The sequence below is a fragment of the Priestia endophytica genome (genome assembly GCF_026790145.1).
Lineage (GTDB): Bacteria > Bacillota > Bacilli > Bacillales > Bacillaceae_H > Bacillus_I > Bacillus_I endophytica_A.
Window position 1 is genome coordinate 161,531 of record NZ_JALAMS010000003.1, and the last position, 15,671, is coordinate 177,201.

The 15,671-nt window shown below is 38.4% G+C and carries 19 protein-coding genes; all 19 read left to right on the top strand.

All coding sequences use genetic code 11. From position 1 onward, the window contains the following. Nucleotides 1–90 precede the first annotated feature (90 nt). The 19 genes from MOC86_RS05005 to MOC86_RS05095 all read left to right on the top strand — a co-directional run bounded on the left by MOC86_RS05005 (nt 91) and on the right by MOC86_RS05095 (nt 15,656). A complete protein-coding gene (locus tag MOC86_RS05005) occupies nt 91–312 on the top strand; it encodes an AtpZ/AtpI family protein (protein WP_026009747.1) in 222 nt (73 codons plus the stop codon). 5 nt (nt 313–317) lie between these two features. Next, on the top strand, nt 318–689 hold the full coding sequence (locus MOC86_RS05010) for an ATP synthase subunit I (RefSeq protein ID WP_019394801.1): 372 nt from the start codon (nt 318–320) through the stop codon (nt 687–689). A gap of 21 nt (nt 690–710) precedes the next feature. Beyond that, nucleotides 711–1,421 carry a F0F1 ATP synthase subunit A gene (gene atpB / locus MOC86_RS05015; RefSeq protein WP_243516353.1) on the top strand — a complete coding sequence of 237 codons (711 nt, stop codon included), beginning with the start codon at nt 711–713 and terminating at the stop codon, nt 1,419–1,421. A gap of 52 nt (nt 1,422–1,473) precedes the next feature. Beyond that, nucleotides 1,474–1,689: a F0F1 ATP synthase subunit C gene (gene atpE, locus MOC86_RS05020; protein WP_019394803.1), complete on the top strand. Its 216-nt coding sequence runs from the start codon at nt 1,474–1,476 to the stop codon at nt 1,687–1,689. Between the two features lie 137 nt (nt 1,690–1,826). Beyond that, complete coding sequence (atpF, locus tag MOC86_RS05025; protein WP_061804793.1) at nt 1,827–2,354, top strand: F0F1 ATP synthase subunit B; 528 nt, start codon at nt 1,827–1,829, stop codon at nt 2,352–2,354. Beyond that, nucleotides 2,354–2,896, top strand: coding sequence for a F0F1 ATP synthase subunit delta (locus tag MOC86_RS05030; RefSeq protein ID WP_268583076.1), 543 nt, complete (start codon nt 2,354–2,356; stop codon nt 2,894–2,896). The genes atpF and MOC86_RS05030 overlap by 1 nt, the downstream gene beginning before the upstream one ends. Nucleotides 2,897–2,911: 15 nt before the next feature. Then, nucleotides 2,912–4,423 carry a F0F1 ATP synthase subunit alpha gene (gene atpA, locus MOC86_RS05035; RefSeq protein WP_243516363.1) on the top strand — a complete coding sequence of 504 codons (1,512 nt, stop codon included), beginning with the start codon at nt 2,912–2,914 and terminating at the stop codon, nt 4,421–4,423. Between the two features lie 70 nt (nt 4,424–4,493). Continuing rightward, the gene (locus MOC86_RS05040; RefSeq protein WP_019394807.1) at nt 4,494–5,360 is read left to right on the top strand and encodes a F0F1 ATP synthase subunit gamma; all 867 of its coding nucleotides are present in this window, start codon (nt 4,494–4,496) and stop codon (nt 5,358–5,360) included. A gap of 77 nt (nt 5,361–5,437) precedes the next feature. Beyond that, complete coding sequence (gene atpD, locus MOC86_RS05045) at nt 5,438–6,856, top strand: F0F1 ATP synthase subunit beta (RefSeq protein ID WP_019394808.1); 1,419 nt, start codon at nt 5,438–5,440, stop codon at nt 6,854–6,856. A gap of 25 nt (nt 6,857–6,881) precedes the next feature. Next, a complete protein-coding gene (locus MOC86_RS05050) occupies nt 6,882–7,286 on the top strand; it encodes a F0F1 ATP synthase subunit epsilon (RefSeq protein ID WP_243516365.1) in 405 nt (134 codons plus the stop codon). A 110-nt stretch (nt 7,287–7,396) separates the two neighbouring features. Then, nucleotides 7,397–7,633, top strand: a complete 237-nt coding sequence (locus MOC86_RS05055) for a DUF1146 family protein (protein WP_019394810.1) — start codon at nt 7,397–7,399, stop codon at nt 7,631–7,633. A gap of 138 nt (nt 7,634–7,771) precedes the next feature. Beyond that, the gene (locus MOC86_RS05060) at nt 7,772–8,524 is read left to right on the top strand and encodes a YwmB family TATA-box binding protein (protein ID WP_268583078.1); all 753 of its coding nucleotides are present in this window, start codon (nt 7,772–7,774) and stop codon (nt 8,522–8,524) included. Nucleotides 8,525–8,555: 31 nt separating this feature from the next. Beyond that, a complete protein-coding gene (murA, locus tag MOC86_RS05065) occupies nt 8,556–9,860 on the top strand; it encodes a UDP-N-acetylglucosamine 1-carboxyvinyltransferase (protein WP_268583079.1) in 1,305 nt (434 codons plus the stop codon). Between the two features lie 129 nt (nt 9,861–9,989). After that, on the top strand, nt 9,990–11,024 hold the full coding sequence (spoIID, locus tag MOC86_RS05070; RefSeq protein WP_268583080.1) for a stage II sporulation protein D: 1,035 nt from the start codon (nt 9,990–9,992) through the stop codon (nt 11,022–11,024). A gap of 144 nt (nt 11,025–11,168) precedes the next feature. Next, nucleotides 11,169–11,984: a M23 family metallopeptidase gene (locus MOC86_RS05075; RefSeq protein WP_268583081.1), complete on the top strand. Its 816-nt coding sequence runs from the start codon at nt 11,169–11,171 to the stop codon at nt 11,982–11,984. A 362-nt stretch (nt 11,985–12,346) separates the two neighbouring features. Next, nucleotides 12,347–12,616, top strand: a complete 270-nt coding sequence (gene spoIIID / locus MOC86_RS05080; RefSeq protein ID WP_019394815.1) for a sporulation transcriptional regulator SpoIIID — start codon at nt 12,347–12,349, stop codon at nt 12,614–12,616. A 285-nt stretch (nt 12,617–12,901) separates the two neighbouring features. Then, nucleotides 12,902–13,903: a rod shape-determining protein gene (locus MOC86_RS05085; protein ID WP_268583082.1), complete on the top strand. Its 1,002-nt coding sequence runs from the start codon at nt 12,902–12,904 to the stop codon at nt 13,901–13,903. 91 nt (nt 13,904–13,994) lie between these two features. After that, nucleotides 13,995–14,816 carry a flagellar hook-basal body protein gene (locus MOC86_RS05090; RefSeq protein ID WP_268583083.1) on the top strand — a complete coding sequence of 274 codons (822 nt, stop codon included), beginning with the start codon at nt 13,995–13,997 and terminating at the stop codon, nt 14,814–14,816. A gap of 15 nt (nt 14,817–14,831) precedes the next feature. Continuing rightward, a complete protein-coding gene (locus tag MOC86_RS05095) occupies nt 14,832–15,656 on the top strand; it encodes a flagellar hook-basal body protein (RefSeq protein WP_268583084.1) in 825 nt (274 codons plus the stop codon). The last annotated feature ends 15 nt before the right edge of the window (nt 15,657–15,671 follow it).

Sequence of the window (15,671 nt, forward strand, 5' to 3'; positions counted from 1 at the left end):
TCTCACACCCAACTCTTAGACATCAAAATTTCAAGAAATTATTAAAAGAATTTTAAAAATATTAAAAAAATGGGGGAGGGAAACTAGGTGATGAAAGATGGACCTCATCAGTTGCTTAAAGCAATGTCTTTGATGACAACCATTGTTTCACAACTAGCAGGCTTTCCATTGATTGGTATGTTTGTTGGAGGCTTTCTTGATCGAAAGTTTGGGACAGATCCCCTTTGGCTTATAGTAGGTATACTGCTTGGAATTGCCCTTGGGATTTATGTGATGCTTTACTCAATTAAGTACTTTTTCTCAGGAGACTAATGCCTATGTCAGACATTCAAAATCTATTTATAAGGTTAAGAGGGTACATGTTTTCCATTCTAGCTCTATTTGCCATTGGCTGGGGAGTTACACCTTATAAAACCATCTTTCTCAGTTTGATTATGGGTGCAGCTTTTAGCTTTTATATGCTTTGGACGATGGTTAGAAGTCAGCAAAAGTTAGCTAAGGCGCTGAAAGAAGGAAAAAAGCTTAGATCACTTGGTACCTTTACACGCTTTGCGATAGCATTACTTGCTGTCATTATCGCAGTAGAGTATCCGGAACTATTTGATCCCATTGTAGTATTGCTTGGCTTAATGACAGTTTATATTGTCATTGTCATAGATTATCTTATTCAAATTTTACGTAATAAATAATGGGAAGAGAGGTGAGCAAAATTGGATCATAAAGCGCCTATACATGAATTCTTTGGACTTTCTTTCAATTTGAGTAATGTCTTAATGATTACAGTAGCTTCGATCATTGTATTCATCATTGCAGTTCTTGGTGCAAGGACATTGGCTATGAAACCTACAGGAATGCAGAACTTCGTAGAATGGATCATAGACTTTGTAAAAGGAATCATTGGCAGTAATATGGACTGGAAAACAGGAGGACGTTTTCTATTCCTAGGTGCGACCTTATTAATGTATATCTTTGTTTCTAATATGCTAGGATTACCGTTTGCTGTAGTTGTAGATCACACGCTTTGGTGGAAATCACCAACAGCAGATCCAGGAATTGCCCTAACGTTAGCAGCAATGGTTGTCGTACTAACTCATTACTACGGCATCAAAATGAAGGGAGTAGGAGAGTACGGACGCGACTATTTCCGTCCATTGCCATTATTGTTCCCATTAAAAATCATTGAAGAATTTGCCAATACATTAACGTTAGGTCTTCGTCTTTACGGTAACATTTTTGCCGGAGAGATATTATTAGGGCTTTTAGCAGGTCTTTCGGCAAGTGGAGTTTTTGGAATCCTTGGAGGAGCTATCCCGATGTTATTATGGCAAGGATTTAGTTTGTTCGTAGGAACAATTCAAGCATTTATTTTCACTATGTTAACAATGGTTTACATGGCTCATAAAGTCACAAAAGACCATTAAAAGTTATATAAATTAACTACATTAATACATAAATTAAAGGAGGAGCTTTTAAATGAATTTAATAGCAGCTGCAATTGCAATTGGTTTAGGTGCACTTGGTGCAGGGATTGGTAACGGATTAATCGTTTCACGTACAGTAGAAGGTGTTGCTCGTCAACCAGAAGCACAAGGTAAACTACAAACAATCATGTTTATCGGGGTTGCCCTTGTTGAAGCATTACCGATTATCGCTGTAGTAATGGCATTCATTTTCCAAGGTCAAGGTTAATAACAAGAATCTTACAAGGATGAACATGGCGAAGATCATTCTCTACGAACCTTCGCCTTTCCTTTATATTCACAAACTATTTTTTCTTTATAATATATTAAAAAAACGGTAACCCTCTGAAAGGAGTGAGCATCGCGATGTCTGTTCTAAATCCAGATTCACTTATGTTAGGAGCGGCTGGTGGAGGCTTTCTAGTTGGAGATATGCTTTTCCAACTTGTTATGTTTATTATCCTACTAGTGCTTTTAAAGATATTTGCATGGAAGCCTATTATGGGTATTATGAAAAAGCGTGAGCAATATATTGCGGATGAAATTGATCAAGCAGAACAAAGCAATGCTGAGGCTAGAAAGTTAGCTGAAGAGCAACGTGAAATTCTAAAAAATTCTCGTCAAGAGATTCAAACAATGATGGAAGAAGCGCGTAAAACAGCAGATGAGAAAAAAGAAGAAATCATCGCTGCTGCAAGAAATGAAGCACAGCGTTTGAAAGAATCTGCGAAAAGAGAAATTGAGCTTGAAAAAGAGCAAGCAATGGATTCTGTACGCGAGCAAGTTGCCTCTCTATCTGTTTTAATTGCCTCTAAAGTTATTGAAAAAGAGCTTTCTGAAGATGATCAGGAGCAATTAATCAAACAATATATTAATGAAGTAGGGCGAGCGTAATGAGTAACGGAGTAGTTGCAAGACGTTACGGAGTGGCCTTGTTTCAATTAGCAAAAGAGCAACATATTTTAGATGAGGCAAGCAAACAGCTTGAAATCATTAAAAATGTGTTTAATGAAAATCCGCAATTTCTTGAAATTTTAACACATCCTAAGATTGATAGACAGAAAAAGAAGGCGTTGATGGAAGAAACGTTTTCTACATGTCTTCCACCAGTTCAGCACGCGCTTTTATTACTTTTAGATCGTCACCGCATTGCTATTGTGACTGAAGTGATTGATCATTTCCTTGAACTATATGATGAGGAAAAGAGCGTGGCAAAAGCGCTGGTTTATTCTGCAAAAATACTAAGCGAAGATGAGAAATCGTTGCTTTCCAATACTTTTTCTAAGAAAGTAAACAAGAAGTCTTTACATATTGAAAACATTGTTGACCCAAGTCTTATTGGTGGTGTAAAGCTTCGAATTGGTAATCGTATATATGATGGCAGTGTGAAAGGACGCCTAGACCGTGTCCGTAGCACGCTTACAAAGAGATCGTAGATAGGGGTGAAACACATGAGCATTAAAGCTGAAGAAATTAGTGCACTGATAAAAAAGCAAATTGAAAACTATCAGTCAGATGTTCAAGTTCATGACGTGGGAACAGTAATCCAGGTCGGAGATGGTATTGCTCGTGTTCATGGCTTAGATGGTGTTATGGCTGGAGAGCTTGTGGAATTCTCAAACGGTGTTATGGGATTAGCACAAAACTTAGAAACAAATAACGTAGGTATTGTTATTTTAGGGCCTTATACAGACATCCGTGAAGGTGATGAGGTTCGCCGTACAGGAAGAATTATGGAAGTACCAGTTGGTGAAGAGCTAATTGGCCGTGTCGTAAACCCGCTTGGGCAACCAGTTGATGGAGCTGGTCCAATTGGAGCAACGAAAACTCGTCCAATTGAAAGCCAAGCACCAGGTGTTATGGATCGTAAATCAGTTCATGAACCATTGCAAACTGGAATTAAAGCAATCGATGCTCTTGTTCCAATCGGTCGCGGTCAGCGTGAGTTAATCATTGGTGACCGTCAAACAGGTAAAACATCTGTTGCAATCGATACAATCTTAAACCAAAAAGACGAAGATATGATTTGTATCTACGTTGCTATTGGACAGAAAGAATCTACAGTACGTAATGTAGTAGAAACGCTTCGTAAAAAAGGAGCTCTTGATTACACAATTGTTGTGACAGCATCTGCTTCACAGCCTGCACCATTGCTATTCTTAGCACCATATGCAGGTGTAACAATGGGTGAAGAGTTTATGTACAATGGAAAACACGTTCTAGTTGTATATGATGACTTAACAAAACAAGCATCAGCATATCGTGAACTTTCATTATTATTACGTCGTCCTCCAGGTCGTGAGGCATATCCTGGTGATGTATTCTACTTACACTCTCGTTTGCTTGAGCGTGCAGCGAAGCTTTCAGATGCAAAAGGAGCAGGTTCTCTAACAGCTCTTCCATTCATCGAAACGCAAGCTGGTGATGTTTCAGCATACATTCCAACAAACGTAATTTCGATTACAGATGGACAGATTTTCTTACAATCAGACTTGTTCTTCTCGGGCGTACGTCCAGCGATCAATGCAGGTCTTTCTGTATCTCGTGTTGGAGGATCTGCTCAAATTAAAGCAATGAAAAAAGTAGCCGGAACGCTTCGTCTTGACTTAGCTTCTTTCCGTGAACTAGAGTCATTCGCACAGTTTGGTTCAGACCTTGATAAAGCAACACAAGCAAAGCTTAACCGTGGACAGCGAACTGTTGAAGTATTGAAACAAGGATTAAACAAACCTTTAACAGTTGATAAGCAAGTTGCGATTCTTTATGCATTAACTCGTGGTTTCCTTGATGATATTCCTGTAGTTGATATTCAACGCTTTGAAGAAGAATATCTTACATGGTTAGAAAAGAACAAGAGCGATATGATGAACTCTATCCGTGCGACAGGAAATTTACCTGAAGACGAAGAGTTCAAAGGTGCAATCGCAGAATTTAAAACGAAGTTCGTTGTATCAGAAGAATAAAAAGGGAAGTTTAAAGAGCTTTCCTCTTTAAACTTCAACGTGACTTTTTGAAAAAAAGGTGGTGAGACCTTTGGCATCTTTACGTGATATTCAGTCTCGAATTAATTCGACGAAGAAAACAAGCCAAATTACGAAAGCAATGGAGATGGTTTCAGCCTCCAAGCTAAATCGAGCTGAGACAAATGCAAAGTCTTTTAACCCGTATATGGATAAAATCCAAGATGTTGTTGCAAGTATTGCGAGCGGAAGCCGTAACGCTACACATCCTATGTTAAAGTCTCGTGAAGTTAAACGTACAGGCTACGTTGTCATTACATCTGATCGTGGTTTAGCAGGTGCTTATAACAGCAGCATTCTTCGTACGGTTTATAATAAAATTAAGCAAAATCATCAGTCTCCAAACGAATATGGCGTTATTGTCGTTGGACGCGTTGGTCGAGACTTTTTCAAAAAGCGTGAAGTTCCAATCATGCTTGAAGTTATTGGTCTGTCTGATCAACCGAGTTTTTCAGATATTAAAGACCTTGCATCTCAAACAGTAAATATGTTTGGTGACGAGACGTTTGATGAAATTCATTTATTCTACAACCATTTTGTAAGTGCTATTCAGCAAGAAGTAACAGAGAAGCAGCTTCTTCCTCTAACAGATATTGGAGCAGAGAGCAAGTCTCTTAACCTTACATCTTATGAGTTTGAACCTTCTCAAGAAGAAATTTTAGAAGTGTTACTTCCTCAATATGCAGAAAGCCTTATCTATGGAGCTTTATTAGATGGAAAAGCAAGTGAACATGCTGCACGTATGACAGCGATGAAAAATGCGACAGATAATGCAAAAGATCTTATTAGCTCGCTTACACTTGTTTATAACCGTGCTCGACAAGCAGCAATTACACAAGAAATCACTGAAATTGTCGGTGGAGCAGCGGCACTTGAATAGAAATTTACATTGAACAAAGGAATTTTACATACTATTCCTTGTTTTAGACTGATAAATGTACGTTAGGAGGGAACATGATGACAAAAGGACGCGTTACTCAAGTTCTGGGTCCAGTTGTAGACGTGAAATTTGAAAGTGGACACCTTCCAGAAATCTATAACGCGCTTCACATTGTTCGTGAAGCAAATAATGAAAATAATGTGAGTATTGATCTTACACTAGAAGTTGCTCTTCACTTAGGGGACGACACAGTTCGCGCTGTAGCAATGTCATCAACAGATGGTATTGTTCGTGGTATGGAAGTGGAAGATAAAGGAGCTCCAATCTCTGTTCCAGTAGGGGATGTTACATTAGGACGCGTATTTAACGTTCTTGGAGAGAAAATTGACCTTGATCCAGATCTTCCTGCAGATATTCAGCGTGATCCAATTCACCGTCAAGCACCAACATTTGAGAATTTATCAACAGAAGTTGAGATTCTTGAAACAGGTATTAAAGTTATCGACTTATTAGCACCATACATTAAAGGTGGAAAAATTGGGCTGTTTGGAGGAGCGGGTGTTGGTAAAACCGTTCTAATTCAGGAGCTTATCAATAACATCGCTCAAGAGCATGGCGGTATCTCAGTATTCGCAGGTGTTGGAGAGCGTACACGTGAAGGTAATGACCTTTATTATGAAATGAAAGACTCTGGAGTTATCAATAAGACAGCTATGGTATTCGGTCAAATGAACGAACCACCTGGTGCTCGTCAACGTGTAGCACTAACAGGTCTTACAATGGCGGAGCATTTCCGTGATGAGCAAGGTCAAGACGTACTTCTTTTCATTGATAACATTTTCCGCTTTACACAAGCAGGTGGTGAGGTATCTGCCCTTCTAGGACGTATGCCTTCAGCCGTAGGTTATCAGCCGACTCTTGCAACAGAGATGGGTCAATTACAAGAGCGTATTACATCAACAAACGTTGGTTCTGTTACATCAATCCAAGCAATCTACGTTCCTGCCGATGACTATACAGATCCAGCACCAGCAACAACATTTGCTCACTTAGATGCAACAACAAACCTTGAGCGTAAGTTATCAGAGATGGGTATCTATCCAGCGGTAGATCCGCTTGCTTCAACTTCTCGTGCACTTTCACCTGAATATGTAGGTGAAGAACATTACAATATTGCACGTCAAGTTCAGCAAACTCTACAGCGTTACAAAGAGCTTCAAGATATCATTGCAATTTTAGGAATGGATGAGCTTTCAGAAGAAGATAAACTAACAGTACACCGTGCACGTCGTATTCAATTCTTCTTGTCTCAAAATTTCCACGTTGCTGAACAGTTTACAGGTCAGAAAGGTTCATATGTTCCTGTAAAAGAAACTGTTAAAGGATTTGGAGAACTTCTTGCTGGTAAGTATGATGATCTTCCAGAAGATGCTTTCCGTCTAGTTGGACGCATTGAAGAAGTAGTTGAAAAAGCAAAAGAAATGCAACAAGCATAATGATAGGGACCTAGGAGGGTGTTAGATGAAGACGATGAATGTCAGTGTGGTAACTCCTGATGGCCCGGTATATAGTGAAGATGTAGAAATGGTCATTGCCAAAACACAGGGCGGTGAGCTAGGTGTTTTGCCAGGTCATATTCCGATGGTCTCACCGTTGAAAATCGGAGCTGTAAAACTTAACACACCAAGTGGAACAGATTTTATCGCAGTAAGCGGCGGTTTTCTAGAAGTAAGATCGGATCAGGTGACAATTTTAGCACAGGCAGCAGAGGCAGCAGGTGCCATCGATATCAAACGTGCGGAAGAGGCTAAGCAGCGTGCGGAAGAGCGGCTAGCTAACAAGCAAGCTGACCTTGATGTTCAGCGCGCTGAACTTGCTCTAAGACGTGCTTTAAACCGTATTAAAGTAGGTAGCCGTAACGTTTAACATAAAAAACCTCTAGGGAACGAACGTAGAAGCCCTAGAGGTTTTTTTAGCTATATTTATTAACAATTCAAGCATGCAAAAACAATAGGATTTAAAAGGAATGATAAAATATGTTACAAGCAATTGGTCAACAAGCATTAGTTGGGATGTTTTCACATCTTATCTTTCTTGTTGTAACCTGGTGGGCTCTTCAAGCTCTTTCCATTGATAAGATGATTAGAGCTAATCGTGTTGTGCAAGCACGACTTTTATTAATGCTTCTTACAATTGCCATCGGCACAAGCGTTAGTAACTTTTTTCTAGACTTTTTGTCATGGTCCCAATCGTTGCCATCACTTTTTTTCTAATATTGTGCTGACAGAATGTTTCTTCTTTTATAGTGACATATAGTTAGACAATCTCCTCTGAATTCTGTCGATTTTTTTCACGTATGAGACATTATCATTTGGAAAAAATGAGAGATAAGGAGAAGGGGGAGAAATTGGATGTTAAAATTTAAAAATAGTGTCTTTTTAGCTATTTTCATTCTAGCTATATTCCTATATCATGGTAATTACGTGAGTTTTGCTTTTGGGGAGAAATACCCAATTGAAGAGCTTGCTCACGGGGTTCATAAATCAGAAGGAACGGTTACAGAATGGTCAATTTATAATCGAGAGAAAATTGATGTAACAACAAAAGCGGCTTTTGAGAGCAAAGCGGCTTTATTAAAGAAGAAGTATGCCCATTTTCAGTGGTCGATTCAAAAGGATAAAGAGGTTTGGAAAGCTGTCGGGGTAGGGAAAGAGAAAAAGTTTGGAATTAATGAAAAAATTCAGCTGCTAATGACCCTCAAAAAAGAACATCATCAATCGTATATTATATATGATGTCAAAGGGAAGCAGTGGAGTCAGGAAGTCTGGTCTTATTTTAATCCATATTTAACAAAGAAAAACGAAGAATTATTTGCAGGAAATTTCGAAAGTTTTGCTTGTATTAGAGGGCACTTCAATGATAACATTAAAGGTGTTTTGTCTTTAGGCTCTCAGAAACTATTGAAATCATTTAAAGCAGATTCTGTCGAAGAGCTTAGTGAAGAAGCATTTGTTTCAGTAACAGCATATACTGAAATGTGGGAAGACGTTCTTCTGACACAAGACCAACAAAGAATGAACTTACAAATAGCAATAAGAAATCAAGGAATGGGCGAAAAGACGACCTTTGTCGTTGGCACACCTATTATTACGTCTGAATATTAATATATAGAAAATGGACGCGGAGGGGAATACCTTGGAAAAAATCATCGTCCGCGGCGGAAAACAGTTGAACGGCACAGTAAAAGTTGAAGGTGCAAAAAATGCTGTGTTGCCTGTTATCGCTGCAACTTTATTAGCTAGTGATGGAAAAACTATTCTGAATGATGTACCTGCTCTCTCCGATGTATTTACAATTAGCGAAGTTTTACGCTACTTGAACGCAAAAGTAGAGATTAACGGTAATGAAGTAGTTGTAGATGCATCACAAGAACTTAAAACAGATGCGCCTTTTGAATATGTACGTAAGATGCGTGCTTCTGTGCTTGTTATGGGTCCTTTATTGGCTCGTAATGGAAAAGCAAGTGTAGCTTTACCTGGAGGCTGTGCGATTGGTTCAAGACCAATTGATCAACATCTTAAAGGCTTTGAAGCAATGGGTGCAAAAGTACAGGTAGGAAATGGCTTCATTGAAGCTCATGTTAACGGAAGACTAAAGGGAGCTAAAATTTATTTAGACTTCCCAAGCGTAGGTGCTACTGAAAACATTATGATGGCTGCAGCTCTTGCAGACGGTACAACAACGCTTGAAAATTGTGCTAAAGAACCTGAAATTGTTGACTTAGCTAACTTTATTAATGCTATGGGAGGCAAAATCAGAGGAGCTGGCACTGGTACAATGCGTATTGAGGGCGTTCCTACATTATATGGCGCTCAACATACGATTATTCCTGATCGTATTGAAGCAGGTACATTTATGGTAGCTGCAGCAATTACAGGAGGAAACGTCCTTGTAAGAGGAGCTGTTATGGAGCATTTAAGCTCTCTAGTAGCGAAGATGGAAGAAATGGGTGTAACCATTACTGAAGAAGGCGATGGCTTACGCATTATTGGTCCAGAAAAACTAACTCCAGTTGACATTAAGACAATGCCACATCCGGGCTTCCCAACGGATATGCAATCACAAATGATGTCATTGCTTCTTCAAGCATCTGGTACAGGTATGATTACAGAAACAGTTTTTGAAAATCGTTTCATGCATGTGGAAGAGTTCCGTCGCATGAATGCTGATATTAAAATCGAGGGGCGTTCAGTTATTATTAACGGACCTTCTAAATTGCAAGGAGCAGAGGTCGCTGCAACAGATTTACGTGCAGCAGCAGCTCTAATCCTTGCTGGTCTTGTAGCAGAAGGCTATACGCGTGTTACAGAGCTTAAGCATCTTGATCGTGGTTATGTGAATTTCCATGGCAAATTACTTGCCCTTGGAGCAGACATTGAACGCGTGAATGATGAAGCTGTAAAACCAGAAGTTTCTAAAGTAACAGATATGAACGTTTAATTTATAAAAAGGTGGCTTTTATAAGCCACCTTTTTTTTTTATGGTTTCTTCAGTCATAAAAGGTTGTCCACTTCCATAAAAATGAACATAGATGATTAAATTTTAAGAGAGTGGAGGCTATACGCGTTCATGAAACGTTACAAACCCCTTTTTATCACAGCAGCAATTCTATTTACGGTCGTCTTAATCATTCCTGCTCTTCTAGTTGTTCCTTTTGGAGAAAAGGCTAGTGAAGAGAGTATGGAAAGTGTTCAACCTCCCAAAAAGGAAACAGAAAGTGCTAGTGCCAAAAAGAAACAGAACGCAACAGCTGTTGAAGTGGCGGTATACAGAACAGAAACTAAAGAAATCGAGAAGCTTCCGCTTGAAGAGTACCTAGTTGGTGTTGTTGCTGCAGAAATGCCCGCAGAGTTCGAAGAAGAAGCTTTGAAAGCTCAAGCTCTGGCAGCTCGTACTTATATTGTAAAACATTTAACATCAGGCTCTTCTAACCTTCCAGGTAAAGCAAATGTTACGGATACTGTTCAAGATCAGGTTTATCACAATAGAAAAGAACTAAAGAAACTCTGGAAAGGTAACTACGAAGAAAAAATTCAAAAGATTGAAGAAGCTGTTGAAGAGACGACAGGAGAAATCTTAACGTATAATGGTGATCCAATTGAGGCAACCTTCTTTTCAACAAGCAATGGTTATACGGATAATTCAGAAGAATATTGGCCGAATTCAATTCCATACTTGAAAAGTGTTGAAAGCCCTTGGGATAAGAAATCACCAAAGTTTACGGCAAAGAAAGTCATATCAGTTGAGCAGTTTGAAAAAAATTTAGATGTTACTCTTGGAGATGGGGAACAGATAGGGCAAATTATATCAACTACTCCTGGTAAACGAGTAGAAAAAGTGAAATTTGATAACAAAACACTAACTGGTAAAGACGTACGTGCAAAATTAGAATTAGCTTCAACCGATTTCTCATTTGAAAGGCATGGGAACGAGATTACCATTAACACAAAAGGGAACGGTCACGGCATTGGAATGAGTCAATATGGGGCAAATGGAATGGCAGAGGAAGGAAAAAATTATCAAGATATTGTCCATCACTATTATCAAGATGTCTCTATTTCCTCCTATGATCAAGAGTTGAATAGTTTAATGGCCAAGAAATAAAAGCTTAGAAAAGAGCATACTTTCTAAGCTTTTTTCTTATTTTCTGCATAATTTAACGTTTTTAGCAAAAAATAAGTGGAAAAAATTCTTTTTGTGTATATAATGCCTTTTTTTTGTTCAGAATGGTTGCTGAGGTGATAACATATGAGAGACGAAGAAAAAAATCGCGTTTCACAACCATCAAAATTCAAGAAGTTTTTTAGAAAACGTTGGGTATATCCGGCTGTTTACTTATTCAGTGCAGCAATCATTCTTACAGCAGTTCTTTGGTTCCAAGGAAACAGCAATGATCAAGCTAATGACAAAAATAATGACCAAACTGTATATGACGGAAGTCAAGATGCTGTAGAAGTAAATTCAAGTGTTGAGGAAATTGCAAAACCTTTTGCAAATGAAGACAAAATGGTTGTAAAGACAGAGTTTTATGACCACAGTGCAAAACCGGAAGAACAAGAAGAAGCAATTGTTTTCTACAACAATCAGTACCATCAGAATACAGGTGTTGATTATGCACGCGAAGATGGAAAAAGTTTTAAAGTAACAGCAGCAGCAAGTGGTACGGTAACAAGAGCAGAAAAAGATCCTCTTTTAGGCTATGTTGTTGAAGTTGAGCATGCTGATGGTGTTGTAACACATTATCAATCACTACAAGATGTGAAAGTGGAAGCTGGAGACACTGTAAAGCAAGGACAGGCACTTGCAAAAGCAGGACAAAGTCTATTTAATAAAGAAGCTGAAACACATGTACATTTTGAAGTGCGCAAAGATAATAACGTTGTAAATCCAAATGAGTATTTTGGAAAAACAGTTGGTTCTGTAAAAGCAAGTGAAGAAGATCCTGTAGAAGAAGAGCAAGCTGATGATCAGAAAGAAGATGAGAAGCAAGAAAACTCTTCAGATGAGCAAGACAAGCAGGAAGAATCTTCTTCAGATCAAGCAAGTGCAAAATTAAATGCATAACAAGTGAAAGAAAGGGCTAGACTTCTAGCTCTTTCTTTTTTTATGACAAAATTCTCGAATAATGAAAATTGACTCAATTTCTGTTGAAAAGTCACTGACTCTGTCAAAAAGCTCATTCCCCAAAATAAAAAGTAGAAAAATATTCATAAATTGTTGTCCCTATTGACTTTTTGTTGCATATATCTTCATCCAAGCTAATACACTGTTACAAACCTAACAAAGAGAATGTTTGAGGTGAGAAACTATATATCCTACCTTATCCTCTATTATCTTCTTTTTAAATCATGAACAAGCTGAAACAGAACTTTGTATACAACTCTCATCTTACGCTTCTCACATCCAATTTGGGGAGGGCGAGTGGTGTGCACGATTACATCAAAGAGCGAACAATCAAGATTGGCAAGTATATTGTGGAAACAAAGAAAACAGTTAGAGTGATTGCAAGAGAATTTGGAGTTTCCAAAAGTACAGTCCATAAAGATTTAACTGAGCGACTTCCAGAGATCAATCCTGATTTAGCTAACGAAGTGAAGGAGATTTTAGATTATCATAAATCAATTCGTCACTTACGAGGTGGAGAAGCCACTAAGTTAAAATACAGGAAAGAAGAACTTCAAGAACCTGTTAAATAATTTGTAGAGATGGTTGTTTTGTTAGGTCTAAGAAGATAAAAAACAGGCGATTACTCTAATTTTTAAAAGGGTATCGTCTGTTTTTTAGAGCGCTCGCTTCTTAAGTTCTAAATCCCTACTTATAAGGATTTAGAAGTTCTAAAGTATCAAAAAAATAACTCATATTGGTATATGGGGAAAATATTAAAATTAATCATACATATATCCTCTTTTGTGATAAAATACTATATTAGGACAAAAGAACGTGTTTTTAAGAGGAAGATTTTGAAGGAGGAAAAAGCAGTAATGTTAGCAAAAGATATTGGGATAGATTTAGGTACGGCAAATGTTTTGATTCATGTAAGAGGAAGAGGGATTGTTTTGAATGAACCCTCTGTTGTAGCTATCGATAAAAATATAGGAAAAGTTCTTGCGGTCGGAGAGGAAGCTCGCCAAATGGTCGGAAGAACTCCATCAAATATCATTGCTATTCGCCCATTAAAAGACGGCGTTATTGCAGACTTTGATATAACAGAGGCTATGTTGAAATACTTTATGGATAAATTAAATGTAAAAGGCGTGTTATCAAAACCGCGTATCCTAATCTGTTGCCCAACGGACATTACGCTTGTTGAGAAGAAAGCAATTAGAGAAGCGGCTGAAAAAAGTGGCGGAAAGAAAGTGTATTTAGAAGAAGAACCAAAAGTAGCAGCTTTAGGAGCAGGAATGGAAATCTTCCAACCGAGCGGAAACATGGTTGTTGATATTGGCGGTGGAACAACAGATGTAGCTGTTTTATCAATGGGAGATATCGTAACTTCTGCATCCATTAAAATGGCTGGAGACAAGTTCGATCAGGAAATCCTTAACTACATTAAACGTCGCTATAAACTGCTTATCGGAGAGAGAACAGCAGAAGAGATTAAAATCAATATCGGAACGGTCTTTAATCAATATCGTCAAGAAGAAATGGACATTAGAGGACGAGATATGGTGAGTGGTTTACCACGTGTTATTACTATTAAGTCTGAAGAGATTGAAGGAGCGTTACGAGAATCTGTAGCCGTTATTGTGCAAGCTTCGAAAAGCGTTCTAGAGCAAACACCTCCAGAGCTTTCTGCCGATATAATTGATAGAGGGATTATTTTAACTGGCGGTGGAGCACTTTTACACGGAATGGATCAACTATTAGCAGAAGAACTAAAAGTTCCTGTTTTCGTAGCTGAGCACCCGATGGACTGTGTGGCTATTGGAACAGGTATTATGCTTGAGAATATGGATAAACTGCCACGTCGTCAATTTATTTAAAAGAAGTCTACTCTATATTGTTTCTATCATAAGGAAGGGAAGTTTCGGTAACATAGAAATTTCCCTTTATTTTAGTAATGGAGGTCTATATATGTTCAAAGGCTTTTACTCAGCGGCAAGCGGGATGATGACGCAGCAGCGTAATGTTGAACGGCTGACAAACAATATGGCAAACGTTAATACAGTTGGATTTAAGCAGGATCAGGCTTCAATTCGATCTTTTCCTGAGATGCTGCTTGATAGGGTGCAGTGTGAAAAGGGAATCGATAATCATCAAATTCCGGTTCGTAAGAGAATAGGTTCACTGAACACAGGAGCTTATATGCAAGAATTAACCCCTAACTTCACTCAAGGTGGTCTTCAGAGTACAGACCGCTCTACAGATGTAGCCCTTATTGATGGAAAGGTTCCAGAAGGTGAAGCAGGACAAGAAGGCTCGTTCTTTTTTATAGTAGAGCAAGGTGATGAGGTACGTTATACAAGGAACGGTAACTTTGCATTAAGCAATGACGGTTACTTAACAACAAACGACGGCCACTATGTTTTAGGGCAAAATGGGACAAGAATTTCGTTAACTGATGACGATTTTGAGATTAGTGAACAAGGTGTAGTCACTCAAAACGAAGAAGTGGTCGGTACCATTGATATTGCTTTTTCAAATAATGTTGAAGATTTGAATCAAGAAGGAAACGGTCTTTATTCCGTTGAAACTCCTCTTTCAAGCGCTATTGGAAATGCAGAGGTTTCTTATAAGATAAATCAAGGTATGCTGGAAAATTCAAATGTTGATAGCTCACAAACAATGACAGAAATGATGTCTGCCTATCGTTCATTTGAAGCAAACCAGAAAGTTATGCAGGCTTATGATAAAAGTATGGAAAAAGCAGCAAATGAAGTAGGACGGATTAGTTAAGAAGGGGGCCTTATTATGAACCGTTCGATGATCAATGCAGCAAATACGATGAATGGGTTGCAACAGCAACTTGATCTTATCTCGCACAATGTTTCAAACAGCTCTACTGTAGGATATAAAAGTCAGGAAGCGAATTTTAACTCTCTTTTATATCAGCAATTTGCTATCCCTGTTGATGATACTAGAGGGAACAAAGGAAGAAAAACTCCGAGCGGTATTAGAGAAGGAGTAGGAGCGATGCTTGGCTACACGAGTACAAATAATGAATTAGGTTCTCTTACAACAACTAAGCGAGATTTAGATGTGGCTCTCTCTAAAAAAGGTTATTTCTTTACTATTGCTACAAAAGATGGAATAAAGTATACAAGAGACGGAGCATTCAATCTTTCACAGCTAGATGAAAACTCTGTTGTGCTTGTAACAGGAGACGGTAATCCTGTTCTTGATGAAAATGGGGAAACCATTGTTATCCCTTCAAACTATCAAAAAATCTCTTTTACATCGCAAGGAGAACTGGCTGTTTATGGAGAAGATGAAACAGTACCTTTAAACGTATATGATCTCGGCATTGCTTATGCACAGAACCCTGCGCTTCTAATGAGGGATGGGGGCAATCTCTTTTCTGCCCCAGCGGAACAAGGAATAGAGAACCCTATACTTAACATTAGAGGGCAAGAGAGATCTCAAATTGGATTAGAAAAAGGCGTGCTAGAACAATCAAACGTCAATATAGGTAATGAATTAGTAAATATGTTGAATGCTCAGCGAGCTTATCAATTCAATGCTAAGTCTATTACCCTCTCAGACCAAATGCTTGGTTTAATTAATACAATGAGATAAAACTATAAAAGAACG

Bases quoted from the DNA above. Each gene is read 5' to 3' on its own strand.
- MOC86_RS05005 (WP_026009747.1), top strand. From the start codon at position 91: ATGAAAGATGGACCTCATCAGTTGCTTAAAGCAATGTCTTTGATGACA.
- MOC86_RS05010 (WP_019394801.1), top strand. From the start codon at position 318: ATGTCAGACATTCAAAATCTATTTATAAGGTTAAGAGGGTACATGTTT.
- atpE (WP_019394803.1), top strand. From the start codon at position 1,474: ATGAATTTAATAGCAGCTGCAATTGCAATTGGTTTAGGTGCACTTGGT.
- atpF (WP_061804793.1), top strand. From the start codon at position 1,827: ATGTCTGTTCTAAATCCAGATTCACTTATGTTAGGAGCGGCTGGTGGA.
- MOC86_RS05030 (WP_268583076.1), top strand. From the start codon at position 2,354: ATGAGTAACGGAGTAGTTGCAAGACGTTACGGAGTGGCCTTGTTTCAA.
- atpA (WP_243516363.1), top strand. From the start codon at position 2,912: ATGAGCATTAAAGCTGAAGAAATTAGTGCACTGATAAAAAAGCAAATT.
- atpD (WP_019394808.1), top strand. From the start codon at position 5,438: ATGACAAAAGGACGCGTTACTCAAGTTCTGGGTCCAGTTGTAGACGTG.
- MOC86_RS05050 (WP_243516365.1), top strand. From the start codon at position 6,882: ATGAAGACGATGAATGTCAGTGTGGTAACTCCTGATGGCCCGGTATAT.
- MOC86_RS05055 (WP_019394810.1), top strand. From the start codon at position 7,397: ATGTTACAAGCAATTGGTCAACAAGCATTAGTTGGGATGTTTTCACAT.
- MOC86_RS05060 (WP_268583078.1), top strand. From the start codon at position 7,772: ATGTTAAAATTTAAAAATAGTGTCTTTTTAGCTATTTTCATTCTAGCT.
- spoIID (WP_268583080.1), top strand. From the start codon at position 9,990: ATGAAACGTTACAAACCCCTTTTTATCACAGCAGCAATTCTATTTACG.
- MOC86_RS05075 (WP_268583081.1), top strand. From the start codon at position 11,169: ATGAGAGACGAAGAAAAAAATCGCGTTTCACAACCATCAAAATTCAAG.
- MOC86_RS05085 (WP_268583082.1), top strand. From the start codon at position 12,902: ATGTTAGCAAAAGATATTGGGATAGATTTAGGTACGGCAAATGTTTTG.
- MOC86_RS05090 (WP_268583083.1), top strand. From the start codon at position 13,995: ATGTTCAAAGGCTTTTACTCAGCGGCAAGCGGGATGATGACGCAGCAG.
- MOC86_RS05095 (WP_268583084.1), top strand. From the start codon at position 14,832: ATGAACCGTTCGATGATCAATGCAGCAAATACGATGAATGGGTTGCAA.